Origin of the sequence: Halomonas sp. XH26, from assembly GCF_024138895.1 — a bacterium.
Taxonomy (GTDB): domain Bacteria; phylum Pseudomonadota; class Gammaproteobacteria; order Pseudomonadales; family Halomonadaceae; genus Vreelandella; species Vreelandella alkaliphila.
In genome coordinates, this window is the sequence record NZ_CP071889.1 from 996,302 (window position 1) to 1,013,246 (window position 16,945).

15 protein-coding genes are annotated in these 16,945 nt (G+C 52.2%); 12 read left to right on the top strand and 3 right to left on the bottom strand.

Annotated elements, in window-relative coordinates; translation table 11 throughout:
- Window positions 1-133 precede the first annotated feature (133 nt).
- The 6 genes from J4377_RS04580 to cyoE all read left to right on the top strand — a co-directional run bounded on the left by J4377_RS04580 (window position 134) and on the right by cyoE (window position 6,084).
- A complete protein-coding gene (locus J4377_RS04580; protein WP_089038870.1) occupies window positions 134-901 on the top strand; it encodes a DeoR/GlpR family DNA-binding transcription regulator in 768 nt (255 codons plus the stop codon).
- A 274-nt stretch (window positions 902-1,175) separates the two neighbouring features.
- Window positions 1,176-2,231, top strand: coding sequence for a ubiquinol oxidase subunit II (cyoA, locus tag J4377_RS04585; RefSeq protein WP_038482127.1), 1,056 nt, complete (start codon window positions 1,176-1,178; stop codon window positions 2,229-2,231).
- A gap of 2 nt (window positions 2,232-2,233) precedes the next feature.
- Window positions 2,234-4,261 (top strand): cytochrome o ubiquinol oxidase subunit I, encoded by a 2,028-nt coding sequence (cyoB, locus tag J4377_RS04590; protein WP_038482130.1) that lies wholly within the window; start codon window positions 2,234-2,236, stop codon window positions 4,259-4,261.
- The gene (gene cyoC, locus J4377_RS04595; RefSeq protein ID WP_038482132.1) at window positions 4,261-4,872 is read left to right on the top strand and encodes a cytochrome o ubiquinol oxidase subunit III; all 612 of its coding nucleotides are present in this window, start codon (window positions 4,261-4,263) and stop codon (window positions 4,870-4,872) included. The genes cyoB and cyoC overlap by 1 nt, the downstream gene beginning before the upstream one ends.
- Window position 4,873: 1 nt before the next feature.
- Window positions 4,874-5,203: a cytochrome o ubiquinol oxidase subunit IV gene (gene cyoD, locus J4377_RS04600; protein ID WP_083001727.1), complete on the top strand. Its 330-nt coding sequence runs from the start codon at window positions 4,874-4,876 to the stop codon at window positions 5,201-5,203.
- Complete coding sequence (gene cyoE, locus J4377_RS04605; RefSeq protein ID WP_038482136.1) at window positions 5,161-6,084, top strand: heme o synthase; 924 nt, start codon at window positions 5,161-5,163, stop codon at window positions 6,082-6,084. Before cyoD ends, cyoE begins: the two co-directional genes overlap by 43 nt.
- Before the next feature lie 177 nt (window positions 6,085-6,261).
- On the opposite strand, the gene pta is transcribed toward cyoE, so the two are convergent.
- Entirely contained in the window at window positions 6,262-8,445 is a 2,184-nt protein-coding gene (pta, locus tag J4377_RS04610; protein WP_095602504.1) for a phosphate acetyltransferase, read from the bottom strand.
- Window positions 8,442-9,626: an acetate/propionate family kinase gene (locus J4377_RS04615; RefSeq protein WP_120385580.1), complete on the bottom strand. Its 1,185-nt coding sequence runs from the start codon at window positions 9,624-9,626 to the stop codon at window positions 8,442-8,444. Before J4377_RS04615 ends, pta begins: the two co-directional genes overlap by 4 nt.
- Window positions 9,627-9,779: 153 nt before the next feature.
- On the opposite strand from J4377_RS04615, the gene J4377_RS04620 reads away from it, so the two are divergent.
- The 5 genes from J4377_RS04620 (at window position 9,780) to J4377_RS04640 (ending at window position 14,063) form a co-directional block, all read left to right on the top strand.
- The gene (locus J4377_RS04620) at window positions 9,780-10,700 is read left to right on the top strand and encodes an EamA family transporter (RefSeq protein ID WP_253487077.1); all 921 of its coding nucleotides are present in this window, start codon (window positions 9,780-9,782) and stop codon (window positions 10,698-10,700) included.
- Window positions 10,701-10,817: 117 nt separating this feature from the next.
- Window positions 10,818-11,327, top strand: a complete 510-nt coding sequence (locus J4377_RS04625) for a porin family protein (RefSeq protein WP_095602501.1) — start codon at window positions 10,818-10,820, stop codon at window positions 11,325-11,327.
- Between the two features lie 316 nt (window positions 11,328-11,643).
- Entirely contained in the window at window positions 11,644-12,705 is a 1,062-nt protein-coding gene (locus J4377_RS04630; protein ID WP_253487084.1) for an HlyD family secretion protein, read from the top strand.
- Window positions 12,695-13,777, top strand: coding sequence for a DUF2955 domain-containing protein (locus tag J4377_RS04635; protein ID WP_253487092.1), 1,083 nt, complete (start codon window positions 12,695-12,697; stop codon window positions 13,775-13,777). Before J4377_RS04630 ends, J4377_RS04635 begins: the two co-directional genes overlap by 11 nt.
- Before the next feature lie 106 nt (window positions 13,778-13,883).
- Window positions 13,884-14,063 carry a CsbD family protein gene (locus J4377_RS04640; RefSeq protein ID WP_253487094.1) on the top strand — a complete coding sequence of 60 codons (180 nt, stop codon included), beginning with the start codon at window positions 13,884-13,886 and terminating at the stop codon, window positions 14,061-14,063.
- 65 nt (window positions 14,064-14,128) lie between these two features.
- Here the strand turns inward: J4377_RS04640 and J4377_RS04645 are convergent, their stop codons facing one another.
- Window positions 14,129-15,595, bottom strand: a complete 1,467-nt coding sequence (locus J4377_RS04645; RefSeq protein WP_253487096.1) for a DASS family sodium-coupled anion symporter — start codon at window positions 15,593-15,595, stop codon at window positions 14,129-14,131.
- A gap of 188 nt (window positions 15,596-15,783) precedes the next feature.
- Between J4377_RS04645 and J4377_RS04650 the strand changes: the two genes are divergently transcribed.
- Entirely contained in the window at window positions 15,784-16,863 is a 1,080-nt protein-coding gene (locus J4377_RS04650; RefSeq protein WP_253487098.1) for an NAD(P)-dependent alcohol dehydrogenase, read from the top strand.
- The last annotated feature ends 82 nt before the right edge of the window (window positions 16,864-16,945 follow it).

The window sequence follows — 16,945 nt, forward strand, 5'->3', positions numbered from 1 at the left end:
GACTCTCAAATAGTCGAAGAGCAGCGTCTGACAGTGGAAATATAATGAGGGCTGGCTCAGCATAGGCCTTGGATACCCACTAACCGCTGATAACAAATAACGCCTGAACTTGGGATTAAAGGAGAGGTTTGCCATGAATGACCGAAGCGCTCAGCGTTTGGCAATGTTGCAAGAAGCGCTTGCCAGCGGGGGGACATTGCATCTGCGCGATGCTGCTGAGCTGTGCGGTGTTTCTGAAATGACGATCCGTCGGGACGTTACTACGCAGCCTTCGGCGATTAGCTTGTTGGGCGGTCGCTTGGTCATGGCAAACTATCCTGGCGTAACGCCGGTGTATGACTTGACTGAGCAACAGGCGAGCCATTATCAGATTAAGCACCGCCTCTGTCAGCGAGTTGCCAGCTTTATCGAAGACGGCGATACGCTATTCATTGACTGCGGTTCAACACTGATTCCTTTACTTAGTCAGTTAAGCCATTTCCGCGAGCTGACTGTGGTGACGTATGCCCTTAACGTGGCTAACTCAGTGGCCGCGTTGCCTAATGTGCGGTTAGTGCTGCTAGGGGGGCTGTTTTATGCCTCGTCACAATCGTTTGGTAGTGATGGTATGCGTGCTGCGATTGAGCGTTTAGGCATTAATAAAGCACTGATCTCTGCCGCAGGAGTGGACTGCGAACGTGGGGTTAGTTGTTTCCATTTTCATGAGGTGGCGCCAAAACAGGCTGCCATTGCGACGGCTATGCAGCGCCTGTTGATTGTTGATGCCAGCAAATTTGGCTTAGTGCGCCCAGCCTATTTTGCCGCGTTATCCGATTTCGATATTGTCGTGACCGACGATGAGCATGCACCGAAAGTACAAGATTGCCTTCCTCATGCATCACCCAGTGTGACAGTCGCTTAACATATTTTTGAGCATTCAGGGTGCGGCAAAGCGCCTCTTTCTGATTGATCCAGATCAATAGAAAATACTTTAGTCTTAGTTTATGCGCGCTTGGCGTGTGCTGGCTATGACTCGCTGCCAATCCCTTCGGTAGCGCATATTTTTCCCGGAGCAACGCATACGTACCTCACTGTTCTGGGAAAAGTATGGGGTGTTAGTTAGCGAGCTATTTAGCTGGCTATTCAGCTGGTCAAATAGCGCGCTGTTTTGGACAACTCTCTGACGAGATCACACCATGCAACGACATACCCTCTGGCGCAGGCGAGGCACATTCGTGCTCGTCATGTTGTGCCTGTTGTTAACGGGCTGCAGTTCTGCATTGTTGGATCCCAAAGGGCAGATTGGCGTTGAGCAACGCTCGCTAATACTGACCTCATTTGGGCTGATGCTAATTGTAGTTATTCCGGTGATAGTGATGACGCTGCTGTTTGGTTGGCGTTATCGGCGCAGCAATCGCAATGTTGCTAAATACCTACCCGACTGGGCGCACTCTAATGCGATTGAAGTCGCGGTATGGACAGTGCCCTGTTTAATCATCGCTGTCTTAGCGTTTCTTACCTGGAAAACCTCTCATAGTTTAGATCCCCATAAGCCCATCGAAAGCGATACCGCTGCAATGGAAATTCAAGTGGTAGCGCTGGACTGGAAATGGCTGTTCATTTACCCCGAACAAGGCATTGCCAGTGTCAACGAGCTTGCCTTTCCTGTGGATACGCCGGTGCGTTTTCGAGTCAGCTCTGGCTCGGTGATGAATGCGTTCTTTATTCCGCGCTTAGGCAGCCAAATTTATGCCATGGCGGGTATGGATAACGATGTTCATCTAATTGCAGACGACGTCGGCGTTTATCCAGGCCGTTCCACTAATTACAGCGGTGCGGGCTTCTCAGGAATGACTTTCGATGCTCACGTTACCACCCCTGAAGACTTTGAGACGTGGGTTGAAAACGTGCGGGCTGCCAATGAAACCCTGTCCTATCCCGAACGCTATAGCGATTTAGCCAAACCGAGTGAATACCACCCGGTCGAGTACTTCTCTGAGGTGTCTCCGGCGCTCTATACGTCGATTCTGACCAGCTTTCATACCGGTGGCAGCGGGCACGGTGGTCATGGCGACCATGCTAATCACATTGAAGATGTCAGTGATACTGACGATAGCCACGGCGAGTCTGGCGAGCTAGAAAGCGCAGGCGCTACCCATCATCAGGCCGCGTTTGGCCACGTTACCAATCAGCATGCTAGTGAGGATCACGCGATGAGCGGCCATCCCACAAGCGTTGAAGCGGGGGGTTAAGCATGTTTGGAAAACTGACGTTAGAGTCGATTCCGTATCACGAACCGATCATCATGATCGTTGCCGCCATGATGGCGATTGGCGGTGCTGCGCTTATTGGCGCATTAACCTATTACCGAAAGTGGGGCTGGCTGTGGAGCGAGTGGTTTACCTCCGTTGACCACAAAAAGCTCGGTATTATGTATTTTGTGGTTGCCTTGGTGATGCTGCTTCGCGGCTTTGCCGATGCCATTATGATGCGTACCCAGTTGGCTATGGCTGCTGGCGGGGCCGCGGGTTACCTCCCTCCTGAACACTATGATCAGATCTTTACCGCCCATGGCGTGATTATGATCTTTTTCGTTGCGATGCCCATGGTCATCGGCTTGATGAATCTGGTGGTGCCGCTGCAAATTGGCGCCCGCGACGTTGCTTTTCCTTTCCTGAATAACCTGAGTTTTTGGCTGTTCGCGGTGTCCGCGATTCTGGTTAATATTTCCCTGGTAGTAGGAGAGTTCGCCAAAACGGGTTGGCTCGCTTACGCGCCGCTTTCGGGGATAGAGTTTAGCCCTGGTGTGGGGGTCGATTATTGGATATGGGCGTTACAAATATCCGGCATAGGTACGACGCTCACCGGGATTAATTTCTTTGTCACGATCCTGAAAATGCGCACCAAAGGCATGACTATGTTTCGCATGCCTATTTTTACTTGGACATCGCTTTGTGCCAACGTCCTGATTATTGCCTCTTTCCCGATTCTTACCGCGACTATCGCGCTGTTAACCCTAGACCGCTACTTCGGCATGCACTTCTTCACCAATGATTTTGGCGGCAACATGATGATGTACGTCAACCTCATCTGGGCCTGGGGCCATCCGGAAGTGTACATCCTGATCCTGCCAGCCTTTGGCGTGTTCTCTGAAGTGATCGCGACCTTCGCCCGCAAGCGTTTGTTTGGTTACACCACCATGGTATGGGCCACAGTGGCGATCACGCTGCTGTCGTTTATTGTCTGGTTGCACCACTTCTTCACCATGGGGGCTGGCGCTAACGTCAACGCCTTCTTCGGCATTATGACGATGATTATTGCCATTCCTACCGGGGTGAAAGTATTCAACTGGCTGTTCACTATCTTCCGCGGCAGCCTGGAGCTGACCTCGCCGGTGCTATGGACCTTAGGCTTTATTATTACTTTCACCTTAGGCGGTATGACCGGCGTGATGCTGGCGCTACCCGCGGCCAACTTTGTGCTGCATAACAGCCTGTTCGTGATTGCCCACTTCCACAACGTGATTATTGGTGGCGTGGTGTTTGGCATGATGGCAGGCTTAACGTACTGGTTCCCCAAAGCATTCGGTTTCACGCTTAGCGAGAAGTGGGGCAAGCGTTCATTCTGGTGTTGGTTTATTGGCTTCTATGTCGCCTTTATGCCGCTCTATGTGTTGAGCTTCTTTGGTGCGGTGCGCCGCATGCAGTCCTATGCCAACCCAGAGTGGCAGTCGTGGATGATCCTGGCCTGGGTAGGTGCCGTCATCATCATGATGGGCATTGCCTGCACCATTATTCAGTTCTGGGTGAGCATTCGTGATCGCAAGCTGAATGCCGATGTGACTGGCGACCCATGGGATGGCCGTACATTGGAGTGGTCAACTTCCTCACCTGCACCGTTCTACAACTTTGCCCGTTTGCCTGAAGTTGGCGATATCGACAGTTTCTGGTCGCAAAAACAGCGTAGCAATGAGCAGTTGGATGAAGCGCCTTATACCGATATCCACATGCCTCGTAATACCGTGGCAGGGCCGATTATCAGCTTGTTTGCCCTGGTACTTGGTTTTGCACTGGTATGGCACATCTGGTGGCTAGCCGCGGTGGGCGCGCTTGGCGTAGTCATCAGCTTCCTTGCGCGTGTTTTCAACGATGATATCGACTACTACGTACCCGCCGCAGAAGTGGCGCGGATTGAGCGTGAGCACCAGCAGCGCAAAACCGCACCGCCCGCCAGTGACTCAACTGATAGTAAGCAGACAAACTATGCGGAGGCGCGAGCGTAATGGCTACCGATACTCTACATCATGGCGCAACGTCTGAGCCCCATGAACACCATGATGCCAGCGGCACCAAAGTATTTGGCTTTTGGGTCTATCTAATGAGCGATCTGGTGATCTTCGGGTCACTGTTTGCTACCTACGCCGTGCTCATGAAGGGCACGGCGGGCGGCCCGACGGCGGCAGATATTTTCGAGCTACCTTTCGTACTAGTCGAAACCTTCTTGCTGCTATTTAGTAGCTTTACTTTCGGCATGGGCGTGTTGGCTATGAATGCTGAGCGCATTGGCCAGGTAAAGGCATGGTTAGCGATAACTTTCCTGCTGGGCGCGGCGTTTGTTGGTATGGAAGTTTATGAGTTCCAGCACTTGATTCATCAAGGGTATGGACCCGATCAGAGTGCGTTTCTCTCGTCGTTTTTCACCCTGGTGGGCACTCACGGGCTGCACGTGACCGTTGGTTTGGTATGGATTCTCGTCATGTTGGTGCAGCTTTCTACCAAAGGGCTAACACCGATGACTCGCCCCAGAATTCTGTGCCTAAGCCTATTCTGGCACTTTTTGGATATCGTCTGGATCTGTGTTTTCTCGTTCGTTTATTTAATGGGAGTGCTGTGAGATGAGCCATTCTTCATCTAATTCAACTTCTTCCCATGGCAGCGTTAAATCGTATGTGACTGGGCTTCTGCTATCTTTAGTGCTAACCGTGATTCCATTCGCGGTCGTTATGAGCGGTGCGCTAAGCATCGCCACGACGGTGGTCGTTATCGCAGTAACAGCCGTGCTGCAGATTTTGGTTCAGCTGGTCATGTTTATGCATATGAACACCAACGCCGACGAAGGGTGGAACGTGATGTCTTTCGTTTTCACGCTGACGATACTTGTCTTGGTGGTAGGGGGCTCTTTATGGATCATGCAGCATCTGCATCTCAACATGATGATCGGTTAACGGTGGTGCCTAGCCGTTGGCGTGACCTGCTCGCGCTAACAAAGCCAGGCATTATTGGCGGCAATCTTATTGCGACCTTAGGCGGTTATTTTTTAGCCGCCCACGGTACCTTTGATTGGGTCACGTTTAGTACGGTCATGTTGGGTATTGCACTGGTCATTGCGTCTGGCTGCGCCTGTAATAACGTTATTGACCGTGATATTGATGCTTTGATGGCGCGTACGCGCCATCGCCCTCTGGCCAAAGGACGTATCTCTATTACTCAGGCATTAGGCGTTTCGGCGCTGCTTGGGGTAGCGGGCGTGGTGTGTTTGGCGCTGGGCACCAACGGCTTAACCGTGGCATTAGCGGTGATCGGCTGGGGCGTTTACGTTGGAGTGTACAGCCTTTACATGAAGCGGCACTCTGAATACGGCACGTTGGTGGGCAGCCTTTCTGGAGCGATGCCGCCGGTTGTTGGTTATTGTGCGGTGACGGGGCAGTTTGATAGCGGTGCTTTCATGCTACTGGTCATCTTCTGCCTTTGGCAGATGCCGCATTCGTATGCCATTGCGATTTTTCGCTATGCGGATTATCGCCGGGCATCGATTCCAGTGCTGCCGGTGGTGCATGGTATCAAACGGGCAAAACACCACATCCTGGGCTACATCGTCGCGTTTATTCCCGCGTCGCTTGCCTTGGTGCTAGCCAGTCAAGCGGGTACGGGCTACCTCTGTGTTGCATTAGCAATGGGAGGCTACTGGCTGTACTTAGCGCTGTGTGGTTTTCGTCTAGGTGATGACGTGCGCTGGGCCAAAAAGGTGTTCGGTGTATCGATTCTGACGATTACTGCAATGAGCTTAGTGATGGTGCTAGAAGCCATGGTGCCGATGTGGGCGTGAAGAGAACGGACTGAAAACCCTTGGCGGGGGCGCTGTAAACCCATTCCTGGCGAAAGCCCCCGCTACGGGTTGATTCAGCCCTTTGCCTTCGATAGCAGCTTCAACCTAAAACGCCCCGAGCAGTTTATTCACTGTTCGGGGCGTTTTTATTAGTGGGTACAAAGAGTGGCTAGTGGCCTAGCTTTCCCGCTGGCTCGCCTGAATCGCGGTGAGCGCGATGGTGTAAACGATATCGTCTACCAGCGCGCCACGGGAAAGATCGTTCACTGGTTTGTTCAAGCCCTGCAGCATTGGGCCAACACTGACCACACGGGCACTACGCTGTACGGCTTTGTACGTCGTGTTGCCGGTGTTCAGGTCCGGGAAAACAAACACTGTTGCTTTGCCCGCGACAGGGGAGTCCGGTGCTTTCTGCTTGCCAACGCTATCAATGGCGGCCGCGTCGTACTGTAGCGGGCCATCGATTGCGAGGTGTGGGGCGCGCTCTTTGGCGATGCGGGTAGCTTCGCGCACTTTATCTACATCCGCACCGGTGCCAGAGTCGCCAGTGGAGTAGCTGATCATGGCGACTCGCGGCTCAATACCAAATGCTTCTGCTGAACGAGCGCTTTGAATAGCGATTTCCGCTAGGGTTTCGGCGTCTGGGTCAGGATTAACCGCGCAATCGCCATATACCACTACCTGCTCAGGCAGCAGCATAAAGAAGATCGATGACACCTGATTATATTCCGGTGCCGTTTTGATCAACTGAAATGCTGGGCGCACCGTGTTGGCGGTGGTGTGTACTGCACCTGATACGAGGCCATCAACTTCATCTAACTGCAGCATCATCGTGCCCAGCACTACATTGTCCTGGAGTTGGGCTTCAGCGGTTAGCTCGTTCAGTTTGCCGCGGCGACGCTCTACCATCGGGCTGATATAACTGGCCCGGGTGCTCTCAGGATCAATAATCGTTAGCGCATCCGGCAGCGTCAGGCCGCGATGACGGGCGACGCTTTCGATATCTTCACGCTTACCGAGCAATACACAGTCGGCAATGCCACGCCGCTGACACACAATCGCAGCTTCAATGGTGCGCGGCTCATCGCCTTCAGGCAACACAATGCGCTTCTTGGCTTGCTGGGCAAGTTTGACAAGCTGATGGCGAAACGCTGATGGGGACAAACGATGGATATAGCCACGGCTGAGCTTGGCCTTAAGCCACTCTAAATCCATGTGGGCAGCCACATAACGTGCTACCTGCTCGGCTCGTTCGAAATCGTCCATGGGGATTTCGCTGCTCAACTGGCTCAGGTTTTGCGCCGTGGTCAAGCTGTCGGTTTCCACTGCCAGTACTGGTAAGCCGGTTTTTAGTGCCGGGCGGCACATTTCAATCATATTGTCGTTAGGCATGAAACCATTCGTGAGCAGCACGCCCGCTAGCTGAGTGCCATTCATGGTTGCTAAGGCAGACGCCAGCATTACGTCGTCACGGTCACCAGAGGCGACAACTAAACTGCCCGGTTTGAAAATATGCAGCGCATTGGCGGCACTTCGTGCGCACAGGCTAGTAGAAAGCACGCGACGACTGGCGGCTTCCCCTTCATTGAGCATCTTGGCATTCAGCGCTCGCGCTACATCTAAGGTGCGCGGTGCGCTTAACGTATTGCTGTAAGGCACTACGCCAATCAGATGAAAGCTGTCTGTTGCTAGCGCTGGCGAATAGCGACGCAGTTCATTCAGTATCGGCTCTTCAAGGTGGGGCTTAATAGTGCCGGGTGCTGCAGAAAGGTCATCTTCCTGACCATAGGGCAGGTTTTTCATGCGCATTAAAATGCCGCCAAGTGTGCGGCTGGAGCTAACGCCACCAAAGCTTCTGGCATGCATGTCCAGTTCTTCGGCAAGCTGCTGCGGCTCATTTAAATCGCCAGTGCCGACCAAAATGATTCGCGCATTAAGCGCATCTGCCAACTGGGCGTTGGTTTGGGTGGCATAAGTAGTATGTTGGGTTGGAACAACGCCTTCTACCACGACCAAATCTAGTGCGCTGCCATCTTTATAGGCTTGCTGGGTGACCTGCTCAAAGAGCTCAATGACGTTCTCCATTAGCTCATCGGTTTGATCATCACGCAATAAGCGTTCTAGCCTTGCCTGGGAAATAGGCGACGGCGGGCGTTGATTGAGCGTGCGCGACACCAGGGCCGTTGAACGGTCAAGCCCTGGGCCGTTCAGCTCGTTTTGCATAAATGGCTTTAAAAAACCGGCTTTCAAGCCGATGGTATCCAGTGCTTGAATTAACCCAAGGCATGCGGAGGTTAGCCCAGCGCCCATGCTGGTGGGTACCAGTAAGATAGCTTGGGGTTGCTCGACGGTGTTGTTCATTTAGTCGTCTCCACGCAGTGGCGGGTTTCCATGGCGATACGACCCTCTTCATCCGTAGGAATTACCCACACTTCGGGGCCATCGTGGTCGGTGTTGTCCAGCTTGCCTTCTTTGCCCCGAATAGTGGCTTCGTTAGCCACTTCATCTAAACTGAAATGGAAGTGGGGCAGTAGCGCCAGTACGTCACGGCGAACGATCGGTGAGTTTTCGCCGATGCCGCCGGTAAAAATAACGCCATCGAGTCGAGGTAAGGCGCAAGAGAGGGCGGCTAACGATTTAGCAATGCGGTAACAGAATACCTCTAGCGCCAGTTTGGCACCTTTATGGCCAGCCAGCGCTTGGTCTTCTACTTCACGCATATCATTGGTTAGGCCGGAGAGGCCCAGCAAACCACTCTGCTTGTTGAGTACGTTATCGATCTCATCCATTGACCAACCAAGCTGGCGGTGAAGGTGAGCGTGCAAGCCAGGGTCAACATCGCCGCTGCGGGTTCCCATCACTAAGCCCTCTAACGGCGTAAGTCCCATGCTGGTATCCAGGCTTTGATTGTTCCATATAGCACTAGTAGAGCAGCCGTTCCCCAAGTGAGCGGTTAACCAACCTCCTTCACCGTGGCTACTTAGTTCGCCCGCGCGCTGACTGACATACGCATGGCTAGTGCCATGGAAGCCGTAGCGACGGATGCCGTGCTCGGTGTACAACGCTTCCGGTAGGGCATAGCGGTAGGCGCGGGGCGGTAGTGTCTGGTGAAAGGCCGTATCAAACACGGCTACCTGAGGCAAGTCTGGAAAGACGTGCCGGGTGGCGGCAATGCCAGCCAAGTTAGCAGGGTTATGCAGTGGGGCGAGCGCTGCTGTGGTTTCTATCGCGGCTATAACGCTATCGTCAATCATAGCTGCCTGGGTGAAGTGTTCGCCGCCGTGAACAATGCGGTGTCCAACTGCGCCGGGTACTCGACCCTCCAGGCGCTTAAGGATAGCGCTTAGTGCTTCAGCGTGATCAGCATTGGGCAGCGCTTGGGTAAAGCTTTCACCTGCGCCGTTCTTGCCTTTTAAGCGGGCTTCGCTACTCCCTAAACGCTCTGCTATGCCAGCTAAGCGCGGTGCCTGAGGGTCAGAATCAATCAATGCATATTTGATAGAAGAAGAGCCACAGTTAATGACCAGCACCGGTGTGTTCATAACAACCTTTGTAAAGTAGTTAGCGTAAAAGAGGGGTAGACCTTAGTATAACATGCTGCGCTGCATGATATTAGCGCGGTATTGCGTTAGCCTTCACCATAAAATGTCGTCATCCTGCTGTTTAATCTACTTAACGTGAGCCGTTTTGTTCCTATGCCTTCTACGTCGTTACCAACGCTACTGCTTCGCCACCTAGCCATTTTTTTGATGATGTCGGTGGCTACTATGTTCGCAGCTAACCACGTTTCCGCGCGGCTTGCGTTTGATAATGGTACTGGCTTACTTCTTGCGGTATTGATGCGTTCAGGCGTGGCGTGTTTGATTTTGCTGACACTGGTCGTGGTTCAAAAAAAGCGGCTTTGGCTACCGCCCGGCACATGGCCATGGCAGTTGGCAGTAGGGCTTCTGATTGCCATCCAAAGTGTGAGCCTTTATTCAGCGGTTGCACGTTTGCCGGTGGTCATTGCATTGTTGCTCGTTAACACCTTTCCTATCCAATTGGCGCTATTGAGTTGGGCGTTGGGCGGACCTCGGCCTTCGCTGCGCAGTTGCCTGATTATGGGCACTATTTTGATTGGGCTGCTAGTGGTGCTCGATATACCGAGTTGGTTCGCGGATGCCAATGCCATGGGGCCCGAGTGGTTGGTCGGTATTGGGTTCGGGCTAAGTGCCGCTTTTGCGTTTGCTTGCGCGCTTTGGGTCACCGAGCATCGATTAGCAAGGGTTGGCAGCACCTTACGTAGCCTGCTGACCATGCAAACGGTGTTTATTGTCATGATCGTTGGCGGGTTGCTAGGGGTGGTTCCTGGGGGAATGAGCTTGCCGGATAACAGCGCAGGCTGGACAGGACTAGCCTTGTTAGCCTTGCTATACGGTAGTGCTTTTTCCCTACTGTTTATTTTTGTGCCACGCCTGGACATGGCGCGCAATGCACCGGTTATGAACTTCGAGCCAGTAGCGTCTTTACTGCTTGGTTATATCGTTCTAGGTCAGATGCTAAGCCCAAGCCAACTCGTAGGTGGGGCAGTGGTCGTTGGTGGCATTGTTGTGCTCAGCCTTTCGAAAGGTAGGTAAACAGGAGAGGAAAAAGGAAACTATATGCAAGTTGGGTCGGCAGATTGCGTTCTCCTTAAGTATGAGCCACAATTAAAAAGTGTAAGGAAACACTGTTTTTTAACTGAGGTTTAACTTATGAAGATGACCGTATTATCACTCACCTCTGCCGCTCTTTTAGTTGGTGCGGGTACATTCGCGGCATCGGCTCAAGCGCAACAACCCTTCCAGTACCCACAAGGATATGTGGGCGGCGATGCCATGTTTTGGAGCCTGAACCCAGAAAGAGGCTCTTCACGCGATGACGTTGGTTTGCGTCTCCGTGGTGGGGCACAGTTCAATGACTATTTCGCTTTAGAAGGTCATTTGGGCACGGGTGGTTCAGATGGTGGCGCCGAGCTAGATCACGTTGCGGGTGCTTATGCGAAAGGCATCGTACCCATTGCACCGGAAGTGCGTTTGTATGGCTTAGCGGGCTTCACTGAGGTTGATATTAACAACGACCGTGAAACCGGTTTCTCCTACGGTGCCGGTGCGGAAATGGATATCAGTTCCAATGTATCAGTAGGCGCTGACTACATGCGCTACCTGGATAAATCTGCCTATGATTTTGATGCTGCCAGTGTAGGCCTAAAGTACCGTTTTTAAGGCAATCGCCTAACACTTGATTAACCTGCCAGCAGAAACAAAGCCCTATTGCTAACCCTAGCGATAGGGCTTTTTTTTTTTTTTTTTTTTTTTTTTGCGCTAAGCAAAAGGGGCTTGCTAGCGAATGGTAAGGGTATCTGGTTCGTATAATAAGTTGGTGTATCGAGGGAAAGTCATTGGAGTGACTTTATTGAGCGCTTGTTCACAATGAAAATATTGTTAGCGTGCTAATGATTTGTTAGACTAAAGTATTCCACCTAATAATATCTCCAAGCGGTGACATCGTCGCTTTGGTGCTCGTCAATGAGAAATCCCAATGTCCCCTGATCAAAAATTTACTCGCTGGGTGAAAATAGCCCTGACCGTATTTTTATTGCTGTTCGTTTACTTCTTAATGGCCGATAGCTTTATGCCCATGACGCCTGAGGCGCGGGCAATGCGCCCCGTCACCAGCATTGCTCCTGAGCTAAGCGGCCCTGTGCAAGAAGTTGTGGTGAGAGACCATCAGTCGGTAACCCAGGGTGATGTGCTGTTTCGCTTAGACCCATCGCCCTTTCAAATCGCTCACTCCCAAGCCCAATTAAACCGGGAGCAAGCGGAGCAAGAAAACGCCCGCTTAAATGCAGAGCTAGCGGCTGCCAGGGCATCACTTGCCTCGGCACAGGCTACTTTCGATGAGCGCAGCGGTGAGCGCCGTCGTGCTGAAGCGCTGCTTGGGCGTCAGGGGATTTCTCGCCAGCAGTACGAACAGCAGGTCGCGGCCGAACATACCGCACAGGCGGCTGTGGCATCTGCCCAGGCACAGATTGAAAGCTTAGAGGTACAGTTGGGAGAAGAGGGCGACGATAACTTACGCCTTCGCCAAGCGAATAATGCCCTTGAAAAAGCTGAACTGGATTTAGCCCATACGGTGGTAAAAGCGCCAGAGTCCGGTGTGGTCGCTAATCTTCAGCTACAGCCTGGCCATTATGTGCAGGCGGGGCAGCCTGCGGTGGCGCTGGTCGCGAGCACGGTAGAGGTCGTGGCTGATTTTCGTGAAAAGAGCCTGCGCCATGTGGCGCTTGGCGATGAAGCAAAAGTGGTATTCGATGCGTTGCCTGGACGAATTTTTGAAGGGCATGTCAGTGCCTTTGACGCCGGCACCCGCGCAGGCCAGCAGGCAGTGGATGGTCAACTTGTGGATATTCCTGCTTCAGATCGTTGGATACGAGATGCGCAACGTGCGCGTATTCATGTGGCGTTAGATACGCCGTTGACTGAACTACCCCCCAGTGGTGCGCGGGCAACAGTGCAACTAGTGCCGGGCGAACATGCAATGGCTAAACCGTTTGCATGGTTACAGGCGCACCTGATTAGTTGGCTGCACTATGTTTACTAAAGCGGCTATTAAAACGGTTATTAAAAAAACACCCATAGAGGCTGTTAATAAGCCAGCGCTCTCTCAAAACGGCCTGCGCCAGTGCCTGCGGGTAGCGGGAGGCGGTTCGCTGGGGTTTATTATTAGCCAATTGATGGGCTGGAATTATGGCGTTTTTTTTACCGTTTTCCCGATGTTCTTGTTGGGTATGGTGCCCATTTTAAATGGCAGCATCATTCGCCAGTTTTTGGCGAACGTTAGCTTGAATGCTTTGGAAGTCAGCATGGTGGTGGGGCTTCTAAAGCATATGCCGGTAGTGATGACGCTGGTCGTACTAGGTCTGTTTTTGCTGCGCTTCAATCTAATGGCAAAAGGCCCGCTATTTCTGTTTGGCGCGAATGGTGTGTTGACGCTAAGCATATTGCTGCACTTTGCTAGCTACCCTGGTGTTGATTTAAGCGATCTCTTGGCGAGTAATATTATGGCCAGCCTGCTGGCGGTATTTATTGCTATGTTGATGCATACGCTATTTCCCGATGTTGAACCCCGCCAGCTACCACCGCGTGGTGCAAAGCCCGCAGCTCAAATTCGCCATGAAACATTGATGGGCGGCATTACGGCCACGCTCTCGTTCGTAGTGTTCCAAATGTTTGACCTCCGCGATTCGCTGTCAGCGCAAATGGCCACCATTCTGATTCTGTTTGCTTTAGGTTATTCCGGTGCTCGCGTGTCGGCAGGTAAGCGAGCCATCGGCACGCTACTGGGCTGTAATCTGGCGCTGGCAATGCAGCTATTGCTTTACACCCAAAGCCATCATTTTTTGCTGGTGATTTTGCTCTATTGGCTTGGACTAATGCTGTTTGCTAGAGAACATATTTTAGAAGGTGGCGGCTCAGGCATTGGCTTTGGAGGGCTGACAACGTTGGGTATTCTCTTTGGACAATCGTTAGGCCCGCAGCAAGACCTTGTTTATAGCGCGCTTTATCGGTTCTCTTCGATGAGCGTTGCGCTCGTGGGCACCTTGTTGGTAATGGCTTGTTTACACTGTTTGCTAAATAGTTGGCAGCCAACGCGCCTGCCTAAAAGTAATTGAGGTAACTTTTCTAACAAAGGCTACGCTAAGGAAGGTGTCGCCATTCGAAGTGAGTATTCACTTAGTGAGCGGCATCATCCCCACTAACGGATTAGAGGTGTTCGTCATGGCAAGTGGCAAAGAAGATAGAGTGAAAGGTACTGTCAATAAGGCCGCCGGAAAAGTGAAGGAAGCAACTGGCAAAGTAACCGGAAGTAGTAAAACAGAAGCTAAGGGTAAAGCCCAACAAGTAAAGGGCGAACTGCAGAAAGGTAAAGGTAAGGCCAAAGAGAAGGCTAAGAAATAGCGTCTAGCCAGGGCATTTCAATGCCAACAGAGGTCAATAACCTCTGTTGGCTTTCAGGTGGTAACTCAGTAGTGACCAAGCAGCTTCCACCATAAACCACCAACGACTACCCAAATGAGCAGGTTCACCACGCTCATAATGAAACCTGCTTTCCACCACTCTCCCAGCGTCAGGTAGCCTGAGCCAAAGATGACTGGTGAGGTGCCTGTGGCGTAATGGGTTAAGGTCATCATAATCGAAGATGTGGCCGCCATAATCAGCACAAAAGGCATAGGTGGGGCGCCGAGGCTTAAGCCAACGGTGAGAAATGCTGCCATCATCGCGGTGATGTGTGCAGTCGTGCTGGCAAAAAAGTAGTGGGTATAAAGAAAGGTGAGTACTAAGAGTGCAGAGGCTCCCGCCCAACCAATCCCCATCGTGGTAATCCAGCTCTGCATATTCGCTGAAAACCAACTAATAAGGCCTGTTTCGTTAAGTTGGCTAGCCATCATAATAAGAGCACCAAACCATAGCAGCGTATCCCAGGCATTTTTTTCTTTCAGCACATCTTCCCAGGTTAAAACCCCTGTTAGCAGGAGTAGCGATAAGCCAATAAACGCAGACGTGGTGGTGTTAAGCGTGACCGCATCCCCCAGGAAAATCGCTGGGATATCCGCCCAAAGCAAAAGCAGCACTAAGAAAACGAGCAACATGATGCCTTCGTTTCGGCTTAGCTTTCCGAGTTCGGCAAGTTTGTCTCTCGCCAACTGGGTGGCATTCGGGGTTTCTTTAATTTCCGGTGGGTAAAGCAAGTACAGAATGTACGGCATCGCCAGGATGGCGACCAAGCCCGGCAGCAGCATGGCGACCGCCCAGGTTAACCAGCTCAGCTGTATTTCCGCTCCAGTGGCGGACGAGATAAGTTGAACGGTTAATGGGTTAGGAGCGGTGGCGGTGATGAACATAGCCGAGGTGATGGGGTTGCTGTGGTAATTCACCAGCGCTAGATATTTGCCGATTTTACCCGACGTGTTGTCTTCAGGGTGTGAGTCAAAGCTGTGTGCGATAGAGCGCATAATGGGGTGAATGATACCGCCACCCCGTGCTGTATTACTTGGTGTGACAGGTGCAATTGAAAGCTCGGAAAAGGCGAGACCATAGCCAATCCCCAACGTGCGCTTGCCAAAAATCGAGATGAAGTAGTAGCCAATACGTGCACCCAGGCCAGTTTTAATCAACCCGCGTGAAATCATAATCGCAATGGCAATTAACCAGATAAGTGGGTTGGCATAACTGCTTAAGGCGACATTGATGGCCTCACCTGGCGTGTCGCCGGTAACACCACTTGCCGCGACAATAGAAATCGCAATCACAGAGATCGCCCCAATAGGCATGGCTTTGCCGATGATAGCGACAATAGTGCCGACAAATATTGCCAGCATAAGCCAAGCGTTTGGCGTCAGCCCTTCTGGCAAAGGAATCACCAGCCAAATCAATAGAGTGGTGGCCACCGCAATTGCGGTCGACCAGGGTTTGAAAGGTAGTGTGAGCATAATGGATACCTATAAATTAAAAAAACAGCAGCTAGCGGTACACTTGGTATAAATAAGATAGCGCGGTAAATGCTATTTAAGTCTATATATATCTAATGTATCTCTCATTGTTCCACGTCAATTGCTGTTCCTTAATCCAGTGGGCTCAATAGTGATGGGGTATCACTCACTTCAATAGGAGCCGTTCCATGCCTACTATGATGAAAGCCGCTATTTTTGTTGAGCCTGGCCGCATTGAGATTGACGACAAGCCCATTCCCGAGATTGGCTCCAATGATGCGCTGATGCGTGTCACCACTACCACAATCTGCGGCACCGATATTCATATCCTCAAGGGTGAATATCCCGTTGAGCGAGGCTTAACCATCGGCCATGAGCCGGTGGGCGTGATTGAAAAGCTGGGCGCCAACGTAAAGGGCTACCAGGAAGGCCAGCGCGTCATCGCCGGAGCGATTTGCCCGAGCTTCACCTCTTATGCCTGCCAAGATGGTTGCTCCTCGCAAGATGGTGGCCACCACAGCCACGGTTATAAACCGATGGGCGGCTGGCGCTTTGGTAACACTATCGATGGTGCCCAAGCTGAATACCTATTGGTGCCCGATGCCCAGGCCAATCTCTCGCCCGTGCCAGACGGCTTAACCGACGAACAAGTGCTGATGTGCCCCGATATCATGTCGACCGGCTTTGCGGGTGCCGAAAAAGCGGGTATCAATATTGGCGACACGGTGGTGGTGTTCGCGCAAGGCCCGATTGGACTGTGTGCGACAGCAGGTGCGCGGTTACGTGGGGCGGGGATGATTATTGCTGTCGACGGTGTTGATGAACGTTTGGCAATGGCCAAGCAGATGGGCGCTGACGTGACGCTGGATTTCCGCAAAGTTGATGTCGTAGAGGAAATTCTAAAGCTGACCGGCGGGCGCGGTGTGGATGCGGCCATTGAAGCACTCGGCCTGCAGCAAACCTTTGAATCGGCCTTGCGGGTGCTAAAACCTGGCGGCACGCTCTCAAGCCTGGGCGTTTACTCTGAAGACCTGACGATTCCGCTGGGCGCTTTCTGTGCTGGGCTAGGTGACCACAAGATCATTACGTCACTTTGCCCTGGCGGCAAAGAGCGAATGCGCAGGCTGATGAGCATCATTGCTGCAGGGCGACTAGATCTTGGCCCCATGGTCACGCACCGCTATGCGTTGGAGAACATTGTTGATGCTTATGATCTGTTCTCCCACCAACGTGATGGCGTGTTGAAAGTGGCCCTTGAGGTCTCGTAGCGCTTAAGTAAGTTCAAGAGCCATACATACGCCACCTGTATCAGTATGGCTGCCGACGAAAAACTCGCTAACGATCACAGTG